General features: G+C 63.3%; 11 protein-coding genes and 1 pseudogene. 7 read left to right on the forward strand and 5 right to left on the reverse strand.

What is annotated here, in order from left to right:
• Nucleotides 1–52: 52 nt before the first annotated feature.
• A pseudogene (locus ACVWZ5_RS03715) lies at nt 53–1,090 on the forward strand (cache domain-containing protein); the annotation flags it as partial.
• Nucleotides 1,091–1,219: 129 nt separating this feature from the next.
• Nucleotides 1,220–1,945: a methyl-accepting chemotaxis protein gene (locus ACVWZ5_RS03720; RefSeq protein ID WP_371263164.1), complete on the forward strand. Its 726-nt coding sequence runs from the start codon at nt 1,220–1,222 to the stop codon at nt 1,943–1,945.
• Between the two features lie 122 nt (nt 1,946–2,067).
• On the opposite strand, the gene ACVWZ5_RS03725 is transcribed toward ACVWZ5_RS03720, so the two are convergent.
• From ACVWZ5_RS03725 to ACVWZ5_RS03735, 3 genes are all read right to left on the reverse strand, one after another.
• A complete protein-coding gene (locus ACVWZ5_RS03725; RefSeq protein WP_457340418.1) occupies nt 2,068–2,664 on the reverse strand; it encodes a DUF924 family protein in 597 nt (198 codons plus the stop codon).
• A gap of 3 nt (nt 2,665–2,667) precedes the next feature.
• Nucleotides 2,668–3,678, reverse strand: a complete 1,011-nt coding sequence (locus ACVWZ5_RS03730; RefSeq protein ID WP_028688400.1) for a class 1 fructose-bisphosphatase — start codon at nt 3,676–3,678, stop codon at nt 2,668–2,670.
• 208 nt (nt 3,679–3,886) lie between these two features.
• Nucleotides 3,887–6,352: a glycogen/starch/alpha-glucan phosphorylase gene (locus ACVWZ5_RS03735; RefSeq protein WP_062572590.1), complete on the reverse strand. Its 2,466-nt coding sequence runs from the start codon at nt 6,350–6,352 to the stop codon at nt 3,887–3,889.
• Nucleotides 6,353–6,550: 198 nt separating this feature from the next.
• Between ACVWZ5_RS03735 and ACVWZ5_RS03740 the strand changes: the two genes are divergently transcribed.
• A complete protein-coding gene (locus ACVWZ5_RS03740) occupies nt 6,551–6,955 on the forward strand; it encodes a YkgJ family cysteine cluster protein (RefSeq protein ID WP_028688402.1) in 405 nt (134 codons plus the stop codon).
• Between the two features lie 115 nt (nt 6,956–7,070).
• Here the strand turns inward: ACVWZ5_RS03740 and typA are convergent, their stop codons facing one another.
• Nucleotides 7,071–8,891 (reverse strand): translational GTPase TypA, encoded by a 1,821-nt coding sequence (gene typA, locus ACVWZ5_RS03745; RefSeq protein ID WP_028688403.1) that lies wholly within the window; start codon nt 8,889–8,891, stop codon nt 7,071–7,073.
• Nucleotides 8,892–9,019: 128 nt separating this feature from the next.
• Nucleotides 9,020–10,474, reverse strand: coding sequence for a tRNA uracil 4-sulfurtransferase ThiI (thiI, locus tag ACVWZ5_RS03750; protein ID WP_062572589.1), 1,455 nt, complete (start codon nt 10,472–10,474; stop codon nt 9,020–9,022).
• 414 nt (nt 10,475–10,888) lie between these two features.
• On the opposite strand from thiI, the gene glnA reads away from it, so the two are divergent.
• The 4 genes from glnA (at nt 10,889) to ntrC (ending at nt 15,756) form a co-directional block, all read left to right on the forward strand.
• Nucleotides 10,889–12,295 carry a type I glutamate--ammonia ligase gene (glnA, locus tag ACVWZ5_RS03755; RefSeq protein ID WP_028688405.1) on the forward strand — a complete coding sequence of 469 codons (1,407 nt, stop codon included), beginning with the start codon at nt 10,889–10,891 and terminating at the stop codon, nt 12,293–12,295.
• A gap of 145 nt (nt 12,296–12,440) precedes the next feature.
• The gene (locus ACVWZ5_RS03760; RefSeq protein WP_457340419.1) at nt 12,441–12,983 is read left to right on the forward strand and encodes a chorismate mutase; all 543 of its coding nucleotides are present in this window, start codon (nt 12,441–12,443) and stop codon (nt 12,981–12,983) included.
• A 254-nt stretch (nt 12,984–13,237) separates the two neighbouring features.
• Nucleotides 13,238–14,323 carry a nitrogen regulation protein NR(II) gene (gene glnL, locus ACVWZ5_RS03765; protein ID WP_062362614.1) on the forward strand — a complete coding sequence of 362 codons (1,086 nt, stop codon included), beginning with the start codon at nt 13,238–13,240 and terminating at the stop codon, nt 14,321–14,323.
• Nucleotides 14,320–15,756, forward strand: a complete 1,437-nt coding sequence (gene ntrC, locus ACVWZ5_RS03770; RefSeq protein WP_062572586.1) for a nitrogen regulation protein NR(I) — start codon at nt 14,320–14,322, stop codon at nt 15,754–15,756. The genes glnL and ntrC overlap by 4 nt, the downstream gene beginning before the upstream one ends.
• Nucleotides 15,757–15,779: the final 23 nt, after the last annotated feature.

Raw genomic sequence — 15,779 nt, forward strand, 5'->3', positions numbered from 1 at the left:
TGGCCTTTTGCCGCACCCTCCCCTTCGTGCCCGTGCGCAGATTCCAAGAAAAATGACCAAGAACCTCAAGTTCAGCCACAAGATCCTGCTGGCCGCCGCCCTCGTGGTGGCCGTCGCCTTCACCTGCTTCGTCCTGTTCAACGACTACCGGCAGCGCCAGTCGCTACGCAGCGACACCGAATCGACGTTGCAGTCACTGGGCAACCTGACCGCGGGCAACATCCGCACCTGGCTCGACAGCCGCATTCAGCTGGTGAACTCGGTGGCCCAGCAGATCGCCGTCGACGGCCCGGCCAAGGGCAGCCTTGACCGCATCCTGGCGCTGCCGGTGTACAGTGCCAACTTCATCCTCACCTACTTCGGTGGCCAAGACGGCAGCATGCAGTCGGTGCCGGTGGGCAACCGCGCCGCCGACTACGACCCGCGCGTGCGCGGCTGGTACAAGGCAGCCAGCGCGGCGGGCCAGACCATCGTCACCGAGCCGTACATCTCGGTGTCGGCCGGCAAGCTGGTGATCACCCTGGCCACCCCGGTACAGCAGGGCGGACGCATGATCGGCGTGAGCGGTGTCGACACCGACCTGCAGACCATCAGCAACCTGATCAACACCCTGGACTTCGGCGGTCGCGGCCATGCCTTCATCGTCAACGGCGAAGGCAAGGTGCTCATCCATCCCAAGGGCGAGCTGGCGCTCAAGACCCTGGCCGATGTCTACCCCGGCAACGACCTGCGCATCGGCAGCGGCCTGAAAGAGGTCGAGGTCGAGGGCCGCCGGCAGTTCATCAGTTTCACCCATGTCGACGGCGTGCCGTCGGCGGACTGGTACGTGGCGCTGGTACTGGACCAGGACGCGGCCTTCGCCATGCTTGGCGAGCTGCGCACCTCGGCGCTGGTGGCGACGCTGATCGCGGTGGTGGTGATCATCGCCCTGCTCGGCCTGCTGATCCGCGTGCTGATGGAGCCGCTGCACGTCATGGGCCGCGCCATGCGCGATATCGCCGAGGGCGAGGGCGACCTGACCCGACGCCTGAATATCCACGCCCAGGACGAGTTCGGCAGCCTGGCGCAGTCGTTCAACCGCTTCGTCGAGCGGATCCACGAATCGATCCGCGAAGTGGCCTCGGCCACCGGCCAGGTAAATGCCGTGGCCAGCCAGGTGGTCAACGCCTCCAACGCCTCGATCCACAACGCCGACCAGCAGTCGAGCCGCACCAGCAGCGTGGCCGCGGCAATCAACCAGCTCGGCGCCGCCGCCCAGGAAATCGCCCAGAACGCCGCCCTCGCCTCGCAGCACTCCAGCGCCGCGCGTGGCCTGGCCGAGGAAGGCCAGCAGGTGGTCGGCGAGACCATCGACGTGATGAACCAGCTGTCGGCGCGCATCAGCGACGCCAGCGGCAATATCGAGACGCTGAACAACCACACGGCGAACATTGGTCAGATCCTCGATGTGATCAGCGGCATCTCGCAGCAGACCAACCTGCTGGCGCTCAATGCCGCCATCGAAGCCGCCCGCGCCGGTGAGGCAGGCCGCGGCTTCGCGGTGGTGGCGGACGAGGTGCGCAACCTGGCCCATCGCACCCAGGACTCGGCGCAACAGGTACAGCGCCTGATCGAAGAGCTGCAGGCCGGCGCCCAGGTGGCGGTCAGCACCATGAACCAGAGCCAGCAGCACAGTGACCGCAGCGTGGGCATCGCCAACCAGGCTGGCGAGCGCCTGGGCAGCGTCACCCAGCGTATCGGCGAGATCGACGGCATGAACCAGTCGGTGGCCACCGCCACCGAAGAGCAGACGGCCGTGGTCGAGTCGATCAATGTCGACATCAACGAGATCAATACGCTGAACCAGGAAGGGGTGCACAACCTGCAGAGCACCTTGCGTGCCTGCACCGACCTGGAACATCAGGTCGAGCGGTTGAAGCATCTGGTGGGCAGTTTCAGGATCTGATTCGAAGGCCCTGGGGGCCGCTTTGCGGCCCATCGCGACACAAGGCCGCCCCTACAGGGGGATGCGATTCCCTGTAGGAGCGGCCTTGTGTCGCGAAAGGCCTGCGCAGCAGGCCCGGCTATTCAGAAGCGGGAACCAGGCTCCAGCAAGAAGTCCATCTCCTCGCTGGTGCTCGGGCGGTTCAGCACCAGGTTGCGGTGCGGGAAGCGCCCGAAGCGGGCGATCACCCGCTGGTGCTGCTCGGCATAGTCGAGGAAGCCTTCGAACAACCGGCGGTTGGCCTCCGACTGCTCATCCAGCAGCATCCGGTAGCGCTCGACGCACAGGTTCTGCCAGTCCAGCACCTCGGCATGCTCCAGCACAAGCAGCACGAACACCCGCTGGATCGGCAGCAGCTGATAGTCCCAGCCCTTCTGCAACCCCTGCATGGCCACTACCTGGGCACGCCGGTCACCCTCGAAGGCACGCGGCGTGTCGCGATAGATCATGCGCGGCAGCTGATCCAGCAGCAGCAGCAGACCGAGCCAGCCCTGGGGGCTCTGCTGCCACTCGTCGAGCCCGCCCGCCAGGGCTTGCTCGACCAGGTCGCCGAACAGCGCCTGGGCATCGGCGTCGTGATGCTTGCCGAACCACAGCGTGTTCTTCTCGTCAGCCACGGCCTGGGCACTCGTGCCCCAACCGAACCACCACTCCAGCAACGGCTGCCAAGGTGCGAGCATGACTTACTCCTTGTGGTAGGCGGTGACGCGCTCGACCTCTTCCTTCGAGCCGAGGATCACCGACACGCGCTGGTGCAGGCTCTGCGGCTTGATGTCGAGGATGCGCTCGTAACCGTTGGTGGACGCGCCACCGGCCTGTTCGATGATGAACGACATCGGGTTGGCCTCGTACATCAGGCGCAGCTTGCCCGGCTTGCTCGGCTCGCGGGCGTCGCGCGGGTACATGAACAGGCCGCCACGGGTCAGGATACGGTGCACGTCAGCCACCATCGAGGCGATCCAGCGCATGTTGTAGTTCTTCTTCAGCGGACCGGTCTCGCCGGCCAGCAGCTCGCCTACGTAGCGCTGCACCGGGGCTTCCCAGTGACGCTGGTTGGACATGTTGATGGCGAACTCGGCGGTGGTTTCCGGGACGCGGATGTTCTCGTGGGTCAGGACGAAGCTGCCCAGTTCGCGGTCAAGGGTGAAGCCCTTGACGCCGTTGCCCAGGGTCAGGATCAGCATGGTCTGCGGGCCGTAGATGGCGTAACCGGCGGCGACCTGCTCGGTGCCTGGCTGCAGGAAGGCATTCTCGTTCAGGCTTTCGTTCTGGCTCAGGTACTGGTTAGGGCAACGCAGTACCGAGAAGATGGTGCCGACCGAAACGTTGACGTCGATGTTCGACGAGCCGTCCAGCGGGTCGAAGACCAGCAGGTAGGCGCCTTTCGGGTATTTGCCCGGGATCTGGTAGGCGTTGTCCATCTCTTCGGACGCCATGCCGGCCAGGTGGCCGCCCCACTCGTTGGCCTCGAGCAGGATGTCGTTGGAGATCACGTCGAGCTTCTTCTGCACTTCGCCCTGCACGTTTTCGGTGCCCATGCTGCCCAGCACGCCGCCCAGGGCGCCCTTGGACACGTGGTGGCTGATCTCCTTGCACGCACGCGCCACCACCTCGATCAGGAAGCGCAGATCGGCAGGGGTATTGTTGCTGCGGGTCTGCTCAATCAGATAGCGACTCAGGGTAACGCGGGACATGTATGGCTCCGAAAGGAATAGGGGGAGAAAACCCCCGCAGTTTACAGGGAGAGTGGCGGGCTAGCGAGCAAAGAGACTCGTCGGGAGGTCTTGAGTTCAGCAATGGACAGGCCAATGGTCGGTTGGCGTCATGCTCCGGCGGCCTACCCGGACTCCTTGGGAGCGGCCTTGCGTCGGGGAAGGGGCGCTCCCACAGGTGCCCCCAGCCTCAATCCAACGCCTTCCAGATCTCGGTCGCATACTCGCGGATGGTTCGATCCGACGAGAACCAGCCCATCCGCGCCGTGTTCAGCACTGCCATGCGCCACCAGTCCTGCGGCGCGTGCCACAGTTCCTCGACCCGCCGCTGGGCATCCCAGTAGGCATCGAAGTCGGCGCATACCAGAAAGCGGTCGTAAGCGATCAATCCATCCACCAACCCGGCATAGCGCGCCGGGTCGTCCGGCGAGAACACCCCGCTGCGGATCGCCTGCAGTACATCCCCCAGGCGATGGGAGGCGGCGATCGCCGCCGCGGCGCCGAAATCGCCGCTGCGCTTGCGTGCCTCCACCTGCTGGGCGGTCAGGCCGAAGATGAACATGTTCTCGGCGCCCACCTGCTCGCACATCTCGACATTGGCGCCATCCAGGGTACCGATGGTCAGCGCGCCGTTGAGTCCGAACTTCATGTTGCTGGTACCGGACGCCTCGTAGCCGGCGGTGGAGATCTGCTCGGACAGGTCCGCCGCCGGGATGATGCTCTCGGCCAGGCTGACGTTGTAGTTGGGCAGGAACACCACCTTGAGCAGGCCACGCACCGTGGGGTCGTTGTTGACCACCCGGGCGATGTCGTTGGCCAGCTTGATGATCAGCTTGGCCTGGTGATAACTGGCCGCCGCCTTGCCGGCAAAGAGCTTCACCCGCGGCACCCAGTCGGTGCTGGGGTCATTGCGGATCGCCTGGTACAGCGCCACCGTGTGCAGCAGGTTGAGCAACTGGCGCTTGTACTCATGGATACGCTTGACCTGAACGTCGAACAGCGCCTCCGGATTGACCGTCACCCCCAGCCGGTCCTGGATGATGCTGGCCAGGGCGCGCTTGCTGTGCAGGCGCTGGGCGGCGAACTGCTTGCGGAAGGTGGCCTTGTCGGCAAACGGCGCCAGCCCCTTTAGCTTGCCTTCCGGATCGTCCAGTACCTCGGGGCCCAGCGCCTCGATCAGCATCGCCGTGAGCTGCGGGTTGGACTGGTACAGCCAGCGACGGAAGGTAATGCCGTTGGTCTTGTTGTTGATCCGCTGCGGGTAGAGCTTGTGCAGTTCGGCGAACACCGTGCTCTTCATCAGCTTGCTGTGCAGCGCCGACACGCCGTTGACGCTGTGCGAACCGAGAAACGCCAGGTTGCCCATGCGCACCCGCCGGCCATTGTCCTCTTCGATCAGCGACACCGCGCGCAGCACGTCGAAGTCATGCAGGCCTTTGGCCCGCAGGGCATCGATATGGTAGGCGTTGATCAGGTAGATGATCTGCATGTGCCGCGGCAGCATGCGCTCCATCAGCGCCACCGGCCAGGTTTCCAGGGCCTCGGGGAGCAGTGTGTGGTTGGTGTAGGCCAAGGTTCCGACGGTCAGCTCCCAGGCCTTGTCCCAGGGGATTTCGTGCTGGTCCACCAACAGGCGCATCAGTTCGGCCACGGCGATCGACGGATGGGTGTCGTTGAGCTGGATCGCCGCCGCGTCCGGCAGGTTGAGCAGGTCCTTGTGCATGTTCAGGTGACGGCGCAGCAGGTCCTGCAGCGAGGCCGAGACGAAGAAATACTCCTGGCGCAGGCGCAGCTCCTGGCCGGCCTCGGTGCTGTCGGCCGGGTACAGCACCCGCGAGATGCTCTCGGCGCGGGCCACCTCGGCTACCGCGCCCAGGTGGTCGCCGGCATTGAAGCGCTCCAGGTGCAGCTCTTCCAGGGCCCGGGCCCGCCACAGGCGCAGGGTATTGACGCTGGAACCGCGCCAGCCGACCACCGGCGTGTCGTAGGCCACCGCCCGCACCGTTTCGCCCGGTGACCAGACCTGGCGCTGCTGGCCGTTGCCCTCGTGCACGGTTTCAACGCTGCCGCCGAAGCTGATCGGGTAGATCACCTCGGCGCGCTCGAACTCCCAGGGGTTGCCGAAATCCAGCCAGTTTTCGGTCTGCTCCTGCTGCCAGCCATCGACCACCGCCTGGCGGAACAAACCATGCTCGTAGCGGATGCCGTAGCCATGGGCGGCGATGCCCAGGGTCGACATGCTTTCCATGAAACACGCCGCCAACCGACCCAGGCCGCCGTTGCCCAGCGCCGCGTCGGGCTCGAGCAGGCGGATGCGCTCCAGGTCCACGTCCAGACCTTCGAGGGCCTCGCGGGCGATCTCCAGGTAGCCGAGGTTGCTCAGGCTGTCGTACAGCAGGCGGCCGATGAGGAACTCGAGGGAGAGGTAGTAGACGCGCTTCTGGCTGCGCCGGTAGGCCTGGCGGGTATGGTCCATCCAGTGATCGACCATGTGGTCGCGAGCGGCCAGGGCGATGGCCTCGAACCAGTCGTGGTCGAAGGCATGTTCCGGATCCTTGCCGACCGCGTAGGTCAGCTTGGCCAGCACGGCGGCGCGAAAGGCCGCCACCTCTGCACTATGGTGCTTTTCGTCACGGGCTTCGGTTTCCTGGGACATGGGGCATCCTCGGGCAAATGGGCGAAAGCGCAGGGAGATTGTTCAGCCTAGACGCTCTGACACGGAGCGACAGCGACGGTTCGCGGTTTTCATCCACCGCTGGAGAAACCGGCAAAAGGTTGTTCACAAATTGAACAACTCCGGTATCATCGCGCGCCCCAAAACCGTGATTTCCCTTGCAAGAATAAAACCGCAACCATGAAACCGACCCTGATCGCCGCCGCCGAAGTCGACCGCCTGGAGACCTGGCAGCGCTATGCCAGCCACATGTGCGGTGGCTGCCACTCGACCTGCTGCACCTTGCCGGTGGAGGTGAAGATCAAGGATCTGATCCGTATCGGCGTGGTGGACGAGTTCGAGAAGGACGAGCCGCCGAAGAACATCGCCAAGCGCCTGCAGAAGGACGGCATCATCGAACGCTTCAACCAGAAGTCGGGGATCTTCACCCTGACCCGGATGAGCAACGACGACTGCCTCTATCTGGACCGCAAGAGCCGGCTGTGCACCATTTATGACAAGCGCCCGGATACCTGCCGCAATCATCCCAAGATCGGGCCGCGGCCGGGGTATTGTGCGTACAAGCCCAAGGTGGCTACCCGCTGATCCTGCTTTGCTTTTGAAATCCCGGGGCTGCAAAGCGGCCCCAATTTCTCAAGGCAAACAAAAACGCCCCCGGCCTTTCGACCGGGGGCGTTTTCATTCAGCCTGAACTAATGACTCAGTTCTTGGCTTTCTTGGCAGCGCGGGTACGCTCGCCTTCGTCGAGGATCTTCTTGCGCAGACGGATCGACTTCGGCGTCACTTCGCACAGCTCGTCGTCCTGGATGAATTCCAGGGCCTGTTCCAGAGTGTGGCGAACCGGCGGAACCAGGGCGATGACTTCGTCCTTGCCCGAAGCACGCATGTTGTCGAGCTTCTTGCCTTTGGTCGGGTTCACGCCCAGGTCGTTGTCACGGCTGTTCAGGCCGATGATCTGACCGTTGTAGATCTCCTGGCCGTGTTCAACGAACAGCTTGCCGCGAGCCTGCAGGGTTTCCAGCGAGTAGGTCAGGGCCTTGCCGGTCTCGACCGAAACCAGGACACCGTTCAGGCGGCCGGACATCTGGCCCGACTTCATGGTGTCGTAGCGATCGAAGATCGAGGTCAGGATGCCTGCACCGTTGGTCAGGGTCAGGAACTGGTTACGGAAACCGATCAGGCCACGGGCTGGGATGTTGTATTCCAGGCGAACACGGCCCTTGCCATCCGGAACCATGTTGGTCAGGTCGCCTTTACGCAGGCCCATCTCTTCCATGACCTTGCCCTGGGATTCTTCAGGGATGTCGATGGTGACGTTCTCGAACGGCTCCTGCTTGACGCCGTCGACCTCGCGGATGATCACTTCAGGACGGCCCACGGCCATCTCGAAGCCTTCACGACGCATGGTTTCGATCAGTACCGACAGGTGCAGCTCGCCACGGCCCGATACCTTGAACTTGTCAGGGGAATCGGTTTCCTGAACGCGCAGGGCAACGTTGTACAGCAGCTCTTTGTCCAGGCGGTCCTTGATGTTACGGCTGGTGACGAACTTGCCTTCTTTACCGCAGAACGGCGAGTCGTTGACCTGGAAGGTCATCGAAACGGTTGGCTCGTCAACGGTCAGCGGCTTCATCGCTTCGACGGTATCCGGGGCGCACAGGGTGTCGGAGATGAACAGCTCGTCGAAACCGCTGATGCAGACGATGTCGCCAGCCTGGGCTTCTTCGACGTCGACGCGGTGCAGGCCGTGGTGGCCCATCAGCTTGAGGATACGACCGTTGCGCTTCTTGCCTTCGGTGTCGATGGCAACAACCGGGGTGTTCGGCTTGACGCGACCACGGGCGATGCGGCCAACGCCGATAACACCGAGGAAGCTGTTGTAGTCCAGTGCGGAGATCTGCATCTGGAACGGGCCGTCACGGTCAACAGACGGTGCGGGTACGTTGTCGACGATCGACTGGTACAGCGCGGTCATGTCCTCACCCATTTCGGTGTGGTCCAGGCCGGCGATGCCGTTCAGGGCCGAGGCGTAGACAACCTTGAAGTCCAGCTGCTCGTCGGTAGCACCGAGGTTGTCGAACAGGTCGAAGATCTGGTCCAGAACCCAGTCAGGACGCGCGCCCGGACGGTCGACCTTGTTGATCACGACGATCGGCTTCAGACCGGCTTCGAAGGCCTTCTTGGTCACGAAGCGGGTTTGCGGCATCGGGCCGTCCTGGGCGTCGACCAGCAGCAGCACGGAGTCGACCATCGACATTACACGCTCGACCTCACCACCGAAGTCGGCGTGGCCGGGGGTGTCGACGATGTTGATGTGGTAGCCGTTCCAGTTGATGGCGGTGTTCTTCGCCAGGATGGTAATGCCGCGCTCTTTTTCCTGGTCGTTGGAGTCCATGACGCGCTCGTCGTTGAGCTCGTTACGCTCCAGGGTGCCGGACTGGCGCAGGAGTTTGTCGACCAGGGTGGTTTTACCATGGTCAACGTGGGCGATGATGGCGATGTTACGCAGATTTTCGATCACAACTGTATCTCGATCAGAGGATTCGGTTGCCGCCCAGTGTAGGCGGCCAATATGTACGGTTTGCGGCTCAGCGGGCCCGGTGGTCGGGAGGGCGATGGCGGATGCTGCCGCCATACAGCCCTGGCGTCTTATGTCGGACGATAAACACGCACATTGGCATGTCCCTCACTGAGCAGGTGGTGTGCGTGCAGACGGCTCATCACACCCTTGTCGCAATACAGCAGGTACTGGCGCGTAGGGTCCAGGTGCTTGAACTTGCTGTTGATCGCGTAGAACGGCATGGCCTGGACCTCGATACCTTCCAGCGCCAGGGGTTCGTCTTCCTGGGCATCAGGGTGACGAATGTCGATGACGATCTGACCGGGCAGCGCCTCGGCCACTTCCTCGACTTCGATGTCCTTGCCCAGTTCATCGATCACGTGGTCGATGGAAATGAACTTGGCGCGCTCCAGGGCACGTTCCAGCACTTCCATCTCGAACTGCTTCTCTTCGTGCTCCATGCGGTGACGCTTGGCATGGGTGGTCGGGTTCACCGAGATCACGCCGCAGTACTCGGGCATGTGCTTGGCGAAATCGGCGGTGCCGATCTCGGTGGCCTGGTCGATGATGTCCTGCTTATGGCTGGCCAACAGCGGGCGCAGCACCAGCTTGTCGGTGGCCGAATCGATAATCGACAGGTTCGGCAACGTCTGGCTGGAGACCTGGGAAATCGCCTCGCCGGTGACCAGGGCATCGATCTGCAGGCGGTCGGCCATGCGAGCAGCAGCACGCAGCATCATGCGCTTTAGCGTGACACCCATGTAGCTGTTGTCGACCTTGTTGAGGATTTCGCCGACCACTTCCTCGAACGGCACGCTGATGAACAGCACGCGCTGGCTGCTGCCGTACTTCTTCCACAGGAAGTGGGCCACTTCCATCACGCCCAGTTCGTGGGCGCGGCCACCGAGGTTGAAGAAGCAGAAGTGCGTCATCAGGCCGCGACGCATCATCTGGTAGGCCGCCACGGTGGAGTCGAAGCCACCGGACATCAGCACCAGGGTCTGTTCCAGGGCGCCCAGCGGATAACCACCGATGCCGTTGTGCTGATTGTGGATCACGTACAGGCGCTGGTCGCGGATCTCGATGCGCACCAGCACTTCGGGCTTCTTCAGCTCGATGCCGGCAGCGCCGCACTGCTGGCGCAACTGGCTGCCGACGTAGCGGTCGACGTCCATCGAGGTGAAGTCGTGGTGGCCGCCGCGCTTGCAGCGCACGGCGAAGTACTTGCCGGCCAGCAGATGGCCAAAGTGGTGCTTGCACTTGGCGACAATGTCGTCGAAGTCGCCCAGCGGGTATTCCTCGACCTGCAGGAAGTGGGTGATACCCGGGGTGCAGGACAGGCGCTCGATCATCTCGCGCTGAATCTTCTCGTCCTCGACGCGGGTGACCACCTCGAGATTATCCCAGACACCGTCAACCGCGAGCTCAGGATCAAGGTCCTTGAGCACGTTGCGGATGTTCTTGGCGAGCTGGCGGATGAAGCGCTTGCGCACCGGCCGGCTCTTGATGGTGATCTCAGGGAAGACTTTGACGATAAGTTTCATTGGTTTAACAGCGCGCGCAGGGCCTGCCGAAAATAGGGGGCGCGAATTATAGCGGAAATCGCTCAAGGTTTGAGCAACTTTTGTACAGAAGGTGCGATTTATGTTGGCCGCACCACCCCTCGTCGGCCTGCTGCGTGGGAGCGGACTTGCCCTGCGATAAGGCCCGCGCCGGCACAAGAGCACCATAATGGTGCAGAAGCACCCAAAAACGCATCTTATGAGTGCAAGCCTACACTCCACATCTCCATGAAATGCCCGCCAACGCCCCCTTTTATCCCACGCTCGCCATTTTTGGGCACTGGCATGCAATTTGCTCCCTTGTGAGGCAGGTACGCTTGGCCGACTATCCGCGCCCAGCGACACCCTTTTTCCAGGGCAGCGGCCAACTGCGCCCTAGACCATCCGGAGGACAACATGTCGAAGTCGGTTCAACTCATCAAAGATCATGACGTCAAGTGGATTGATCTGCGTTTCACGGACACCAAGGGCATTCAGCATCACGTGACCATGCCGGCGCGCGATGGCCTGGACGAAGACTTCTTCGAAGTCGGCAAGATGTTCGACGGTTCCTCCATCGCTGGCTGGAAAGGCATCGAAGCCTCCGACATGATCCTGATGCCGGTCGACGAAACCGCCGTGCTGGACCCGTTCACCGAAGAGCCGACCCTGATCATCACCTGCGATATCGTCGATCCGTCGAGCATGCAGGGCTACGATCGCGACCCGCGCGGCATCGCCAAGCGCGCCGAAGAGTACCTGAAGAGCACCGGCATCGGTGACACCGTGTTCGCCGGCCCAGAGCCTGAGTTCTTCATCTTCGACGAGGTGAAGTTCCAGTCGGACATCTCCGGCTCGATGTTCAAGATCTTCTCCGAGCAAGGCTCGTGGATGACCGGCGCTGACGTCGAAGGTGGCAACAAGGGCCACCGTCCAGGCGTGAAAGGCGGCTACTTCCCGGTTCCGCCGTTCGACCACGACCACGAAATCCGCACCGCCATGTGCAACGCCCTGGAAGAAATGGGCCAGACCGTCGAAGTTCACCACCACGAAGTGGCGACCGCCGGCCAGAACGAGATCGGCGTCAAGTTCAACACCCTGGTCAAGAAAGCTGACGAAGTGCAGGCCCTGAAGTACGTCGTGCACAACGTTGCCGACGCCTACGGCCGTACCGCCACCTTCATGCCCAAGCCTCTGTACGGCGACAACGGCTCGGGCATGCACGTGCACATGTCGATCTGGAAAGACGGCAAGAACACCTTCTCCGGCGAAGGCTATGCCGGCCTGTCCGATACCGCCCTGTACTTCATCGGCGGCATCATCAAGCACGGCAAGGCCCTGAACGGCTTCACCAACCCTTCGACCAACTCCTACAAGCGTCTGGTCCCAGGTTTCGAAGCCCCGGTAATGCTGGCCTACTCGGCTCGCAACCGTTCCGCCTCGATCCGTATTCCGTACGTCGGCAGCCCGAAAGCCCGCCGTATCGAAGCACGCTTCCCGGACCCGTCGGCCAACCCATACCTGGCCTTCGCGGCCCTGCTGATGGCAGGCCTGGACGGCATCCAGAACAAGATCCACCCAGGCGATGCCGCCGACAAGAACCTGTACGACCTGCCGCCTGAAGAGGCGAAAGACATCCCGCAAGTGTGCGGCAGCCTGAAGGAAGCCCTGGAAGAGCTGGACAAGGGCCGTGCGTTCCTGACCAAGGGCGGCGTGTTCTCCGACGACTTCATCGATGCCTTCATCGAGCTGAAGAGCGAAGAAGAGATCAAGGTCCGCACCTTCGTGCACCCGCTGGAATACGAGCTGTACTACAGCTGCTGATATGATCGGCGCCCCGCGTCGATGACATCAGGACGGCCTCCCTCGGGAGGCCGTTTCTTTTTCATACCCTCATCATCGGACAACACCTATTAGCCGCCGCACAGCCAAAGGCGACACTCAAGGCTTCATTCCCAAGGAGATCGCCATGCGTGCCACCACCCTCGCCCTGACCTGCTGCTTCGCCCTATCCGGCTGCGCCACCTCACCGAGCGTCACCCCAACCCTGGATCAGTTGCTTGCCACCATTGACCGGCGCCTGGACCTGGCCGAAGCGGTCGCCCTGCACAAGTGGGATCACCAGCAACCGGTGCAGGCCAGCGCCCGCGAGCGGCAGGTACTGGCCAGTGCACGCCAGGCCGCCATCGCCCACCATCTGGACCCCGCCCGCGCCGAGGCCTTTTTTGCCGACCAGATCGAAGCCAACAAGCTCCTGCAGTACCACCTGCTCGACACCTGGCATCGCGCCCGTCAAGCGCCAGCCCTGCCACGCCGCGACCTGGCCAACGACGTGCGCCCGGAACTGGATCTGCTGCAGGAACAGCTGCTGAGCGCCCTCGCCCGCTTTGACCAGACCCCGCCGGCCAATTGCGCCAACCACTTGGCCGACGCCCTGCAGCAACGCGCCCAGGACACCACGCGCCACCTCGCCCTGGTTCGCGCCAGCGCCCAGCTGTGCAAATTGCGCTGACCGCCCTATGCTCCATATTGGTGCATGATTGCGCGATCCGCCCCATCATGTATCCCAATTTGGGTCACAAGAATCGATAAACCAAGGCTTTCTGGCTCGAATTCGCGCATTTCCGAGTCTTTATCCGGAATTTCCGCTTCTTTTCGGAGCCTTGGTTTGGTTCTTGCATTTTCACTGCATCCAGCACTCTTCCGTGCGCGCCCCAGGCCTGAGCCCTTGGGCGCCACTGTGCCAAAAGAGGTCAACGACGCCTTATGACCATCAGCGATGCACAGCACCGTCTGCTTCTGGACAACCTGACCACGGCCACGCTGTTGCTCAATTCTGAACTGCGCCTGGAGTACATGAACCCGGCCGCGGAAATGCTTCTGGCCGTCAGCGGCCAGCGCAGCCACGGGCAGTTCATTAGCGAGCTGTTCACCGAATCGACCGAGGCGCTCAATTCGTTGCGCCAGGCGGTGGAGCAGGCGCACCCGTTCACCAAGCGTGAAGCGCAGCTGACCTCGCTGACCGGACAGACCATCACCGTCGACTATGCCGTCACGCCCATCCTGCACCTGGGCCAGACCCTGCTGTTGCTGGAGGTGCACCCACGCGATCGGCTGTTGCGCATCACCAAGGAAGAGGCCCAGCTGAGCAAGCAGGAGACCACCAAGATGCTGGTGCGCGGCCTGGCCCACGAGATCAAGAACCCTCTCGGCGGCATCCGTGGCGCGGCCCAGTTGCTGGCCCGTGAACTGCCGGAAGAAAGCCTGCGCGACTACACCAACGTGATCATCGAGGAAGCCGACCGCCTGCGTAACCTGGTCGACCGCATGCTTGGCTCGAACAAGCTGCCGTCGCTGGCCATGACCAACATCCACGAAGTGCTCGAGCGCGTGTGCAGCCTGGTCGAGGCCGAGAGCCAGGGCTGCATCACCTTGGTGCGCGACTACGACCCTAGCCTGCCGGACGTACTGATCGACCGCGAGCAGATGATCCAGGCCGTGCTCAACATCGTGCGCAACGCCATGCAGGCCATCGGCGGGCAGAACGAGCTGCGCCTGGGCCGCATCACCTTGCGCAGCCGCGCCGTGCGCCAGTTCACCATCGGCCATGTGCGCCACCGCCTGGTCGCCCGGATCGAGATCGTCGACAACGGCCCCGGCATCCCCACGGAACTGCAGGACACCCTCTTCTATCCCATGGTCAGCGGCCGCCCGGACGGTACCGGGCTGGGCCTGGCCATCACCCAGAACATCATCAGCCAGCACCAGGGCCTGATCGAGTGCGAGAGCCATCCCGGCCACACCACCTTCTCGATCTACCTGCCCCTGGAACAAGGAGCCACTGCCCCATGAGCCGAAGTGAAACCGTCTGGATCGTCGATGATGATCGTTCCATCCGCTGGGTCCTGGAAAAGGCCCTGCAGCAGGAAGGCATGACCACCCAGAGCTTCGACAGCGCCGACGGCGTCATGGGCCGCCTGGCCCGCCAGCAGCCGGACGTGATCATCTCTGACATCCGCATGCCCGGCGCCAGCGGCCTCGACCTGCTCGCCCAGATCCGCGAGCAGCACCCGGGGCTGCCGGTGATCATCATGACCGCCCACTCCGACCTGGACAGCGCCGTGGCCTCGTACCAGGGGGGCGCCTTCGAGTACCTGCCCAAGCCGTTCGATGTCGACGAGGCGGTGTCGCTGGTCAAGCGCGCCAACCAGCATGCCCAGGAGCAGCAAGCCCTGGAAGTGCCCCAGGCGCTGGCCCGCACGCCCGAGATCATCGGCGAGGCGCCGGCGATGCAGGAGGTGTTCCGCGCCATCGGTCGCCTCAGCCACTCCAACATCACCGTGCTGATCAACGGTGAGTCCGGCACGGGCAAGGAGCTGGTGGCCCACGCCCTGCACCGCCACAGCCCGCGAGCGGCGTCGCCGTTCATCGCCCTGAACATGGCGGCGATCCCCAAGGACCTGATGGAGTCCGAACTGTTCGGCCATGAAAAAGGCGCCTTTACCGGCGCCGCCAACCTGCGTCGTGGGCGTTTCGAGCAGGCCGACGGCGGCACGCTGTTCCTCGACGAGATCGGCGACATGCCCGCCGACACCCAGACCCGCCTGCTGCGGGTGCTGGCCGATGGCGAGTTCTACCGGGTCGGCGGCCATGTGCCGGTAAAGGTGGATGTGCGCATCATCGCCGCCACCCACCAGAACCTCGAGTCGCTGGTGCAGGCAGGCAAGTTCCGTGAAGACCTGTTCCACCGCCTCAACGTGATCCGTATCCATATCCCGCGCCTGGCGGATCGACGCGAGGACATCCCGGCCCTGGCCCGCCACTTCCTCGGCCGCGCCGCCCAGGAGCTGGCGGTGGAACCCAAGCTGCTCAAGCCGGAGACCGAGGAGTTCATCCGCAACCTGCCGTGGCCGGGCAACGTACGCCAGTTGGAGAACACCTGCCGCTGGATCACCGTGATGGCCTCCAGCCGCGAAGTGCTGGTCGGCGACCTGCCGCCGGAGCTGCTCAACCTGCCCCAGGACGCCGCGCCGGTGACCAACTGGGAGCAGGCCCTGCGCCAGTGGGCTGATCAAGCCCTGGCCCGTGGCCAGTCGAGCCTGCTCGACAGCGCCGTGCCCAGTTTCGAGCGGATCATGATCGAGACCGCGCTCAAGCATACGGCCGGGCGTCGTCGTGATGCGGCGTTGTTGCTGGGGTGGGGGCGTAATACCTTGACGCGCAAGATCAAGGAGTTGGGGATGAAGGTGGATGGCGGGGATGAGGATGAGGGGGAAGAGCACTGATCATACGAAGTATTGATGGATAG

The sequence above is a fragment of the Pseudomonas sp. TE6283 genome (assembly GCF_054060555.1).

Excerpts from the sequence above, each read along its gene's own strand:
- glnL (WP_062362614.1), top strand. The coding sequence starts at position 13,238 with ATGACCATCAGCGATGCACAGCACCGTCTGCTTCTGGACAACCTGACC.
- ACVWZ5_RS03760 (WP_457340419.1), top strand. The coding sequence starts at position 12,441 with ATGCGTGCCACCACCCTCGCCCTGACCTGCTGCTTCGCCCTATCCGGC.
- ACVWZ5_RS03735 (WP_062572590.1), bottom strand. The coding sequence starts at position 6,352 with ATGTCCCAGGAAACCGAAGCCCGTGACGAAAAGCACCATAGTGCAGAG.
- ACVWZ5_RS03740 (WP_028688402.1), top strand. The coding sequence starts at position 6,551 with ATGAAACCGACCCTGATCGCCGCCGCCGAAGTCGACCGCCTGGAGACC.
- ACVWZ5_RS03730 (WP_028688400.1), bottom strand. The coding sequence starts at position 3,678 with ATGTCCCGCGTTACCCTGAGTCGCTATCTGATTGAGCAGACCCGCAGC.
- ntrC (WP_062572586.1), top strand. The coding sequence starts at position 14,320 with ATGAGCCGAAGTGAAACCGTCTGGATCGTCGATGATGATCGTTCCATC.
- thiI (WP_062572589.1), bottom strand. The coding sequence starts at position 10,474 with ATGAAACTTATCGTCAAAGTCTTCCCTGAGATCACCATCAAGAGCCGG.
- glnA (WP_028688405.1), top strand. The coding sequence starts at position 10,889 with ATGTCGAAGTCGGTTCAACTCATCAAAGATCATGACGTCAAGTGGATT.
- ACVWZ5_RS03725 (WP_457340418.1), bottom strand. The coding sequence starts at position 2,664 with ATGCTCGCACCTTGGCAGCCGTTGCTGGAGTGGTGGTTCGGTTGGGGC.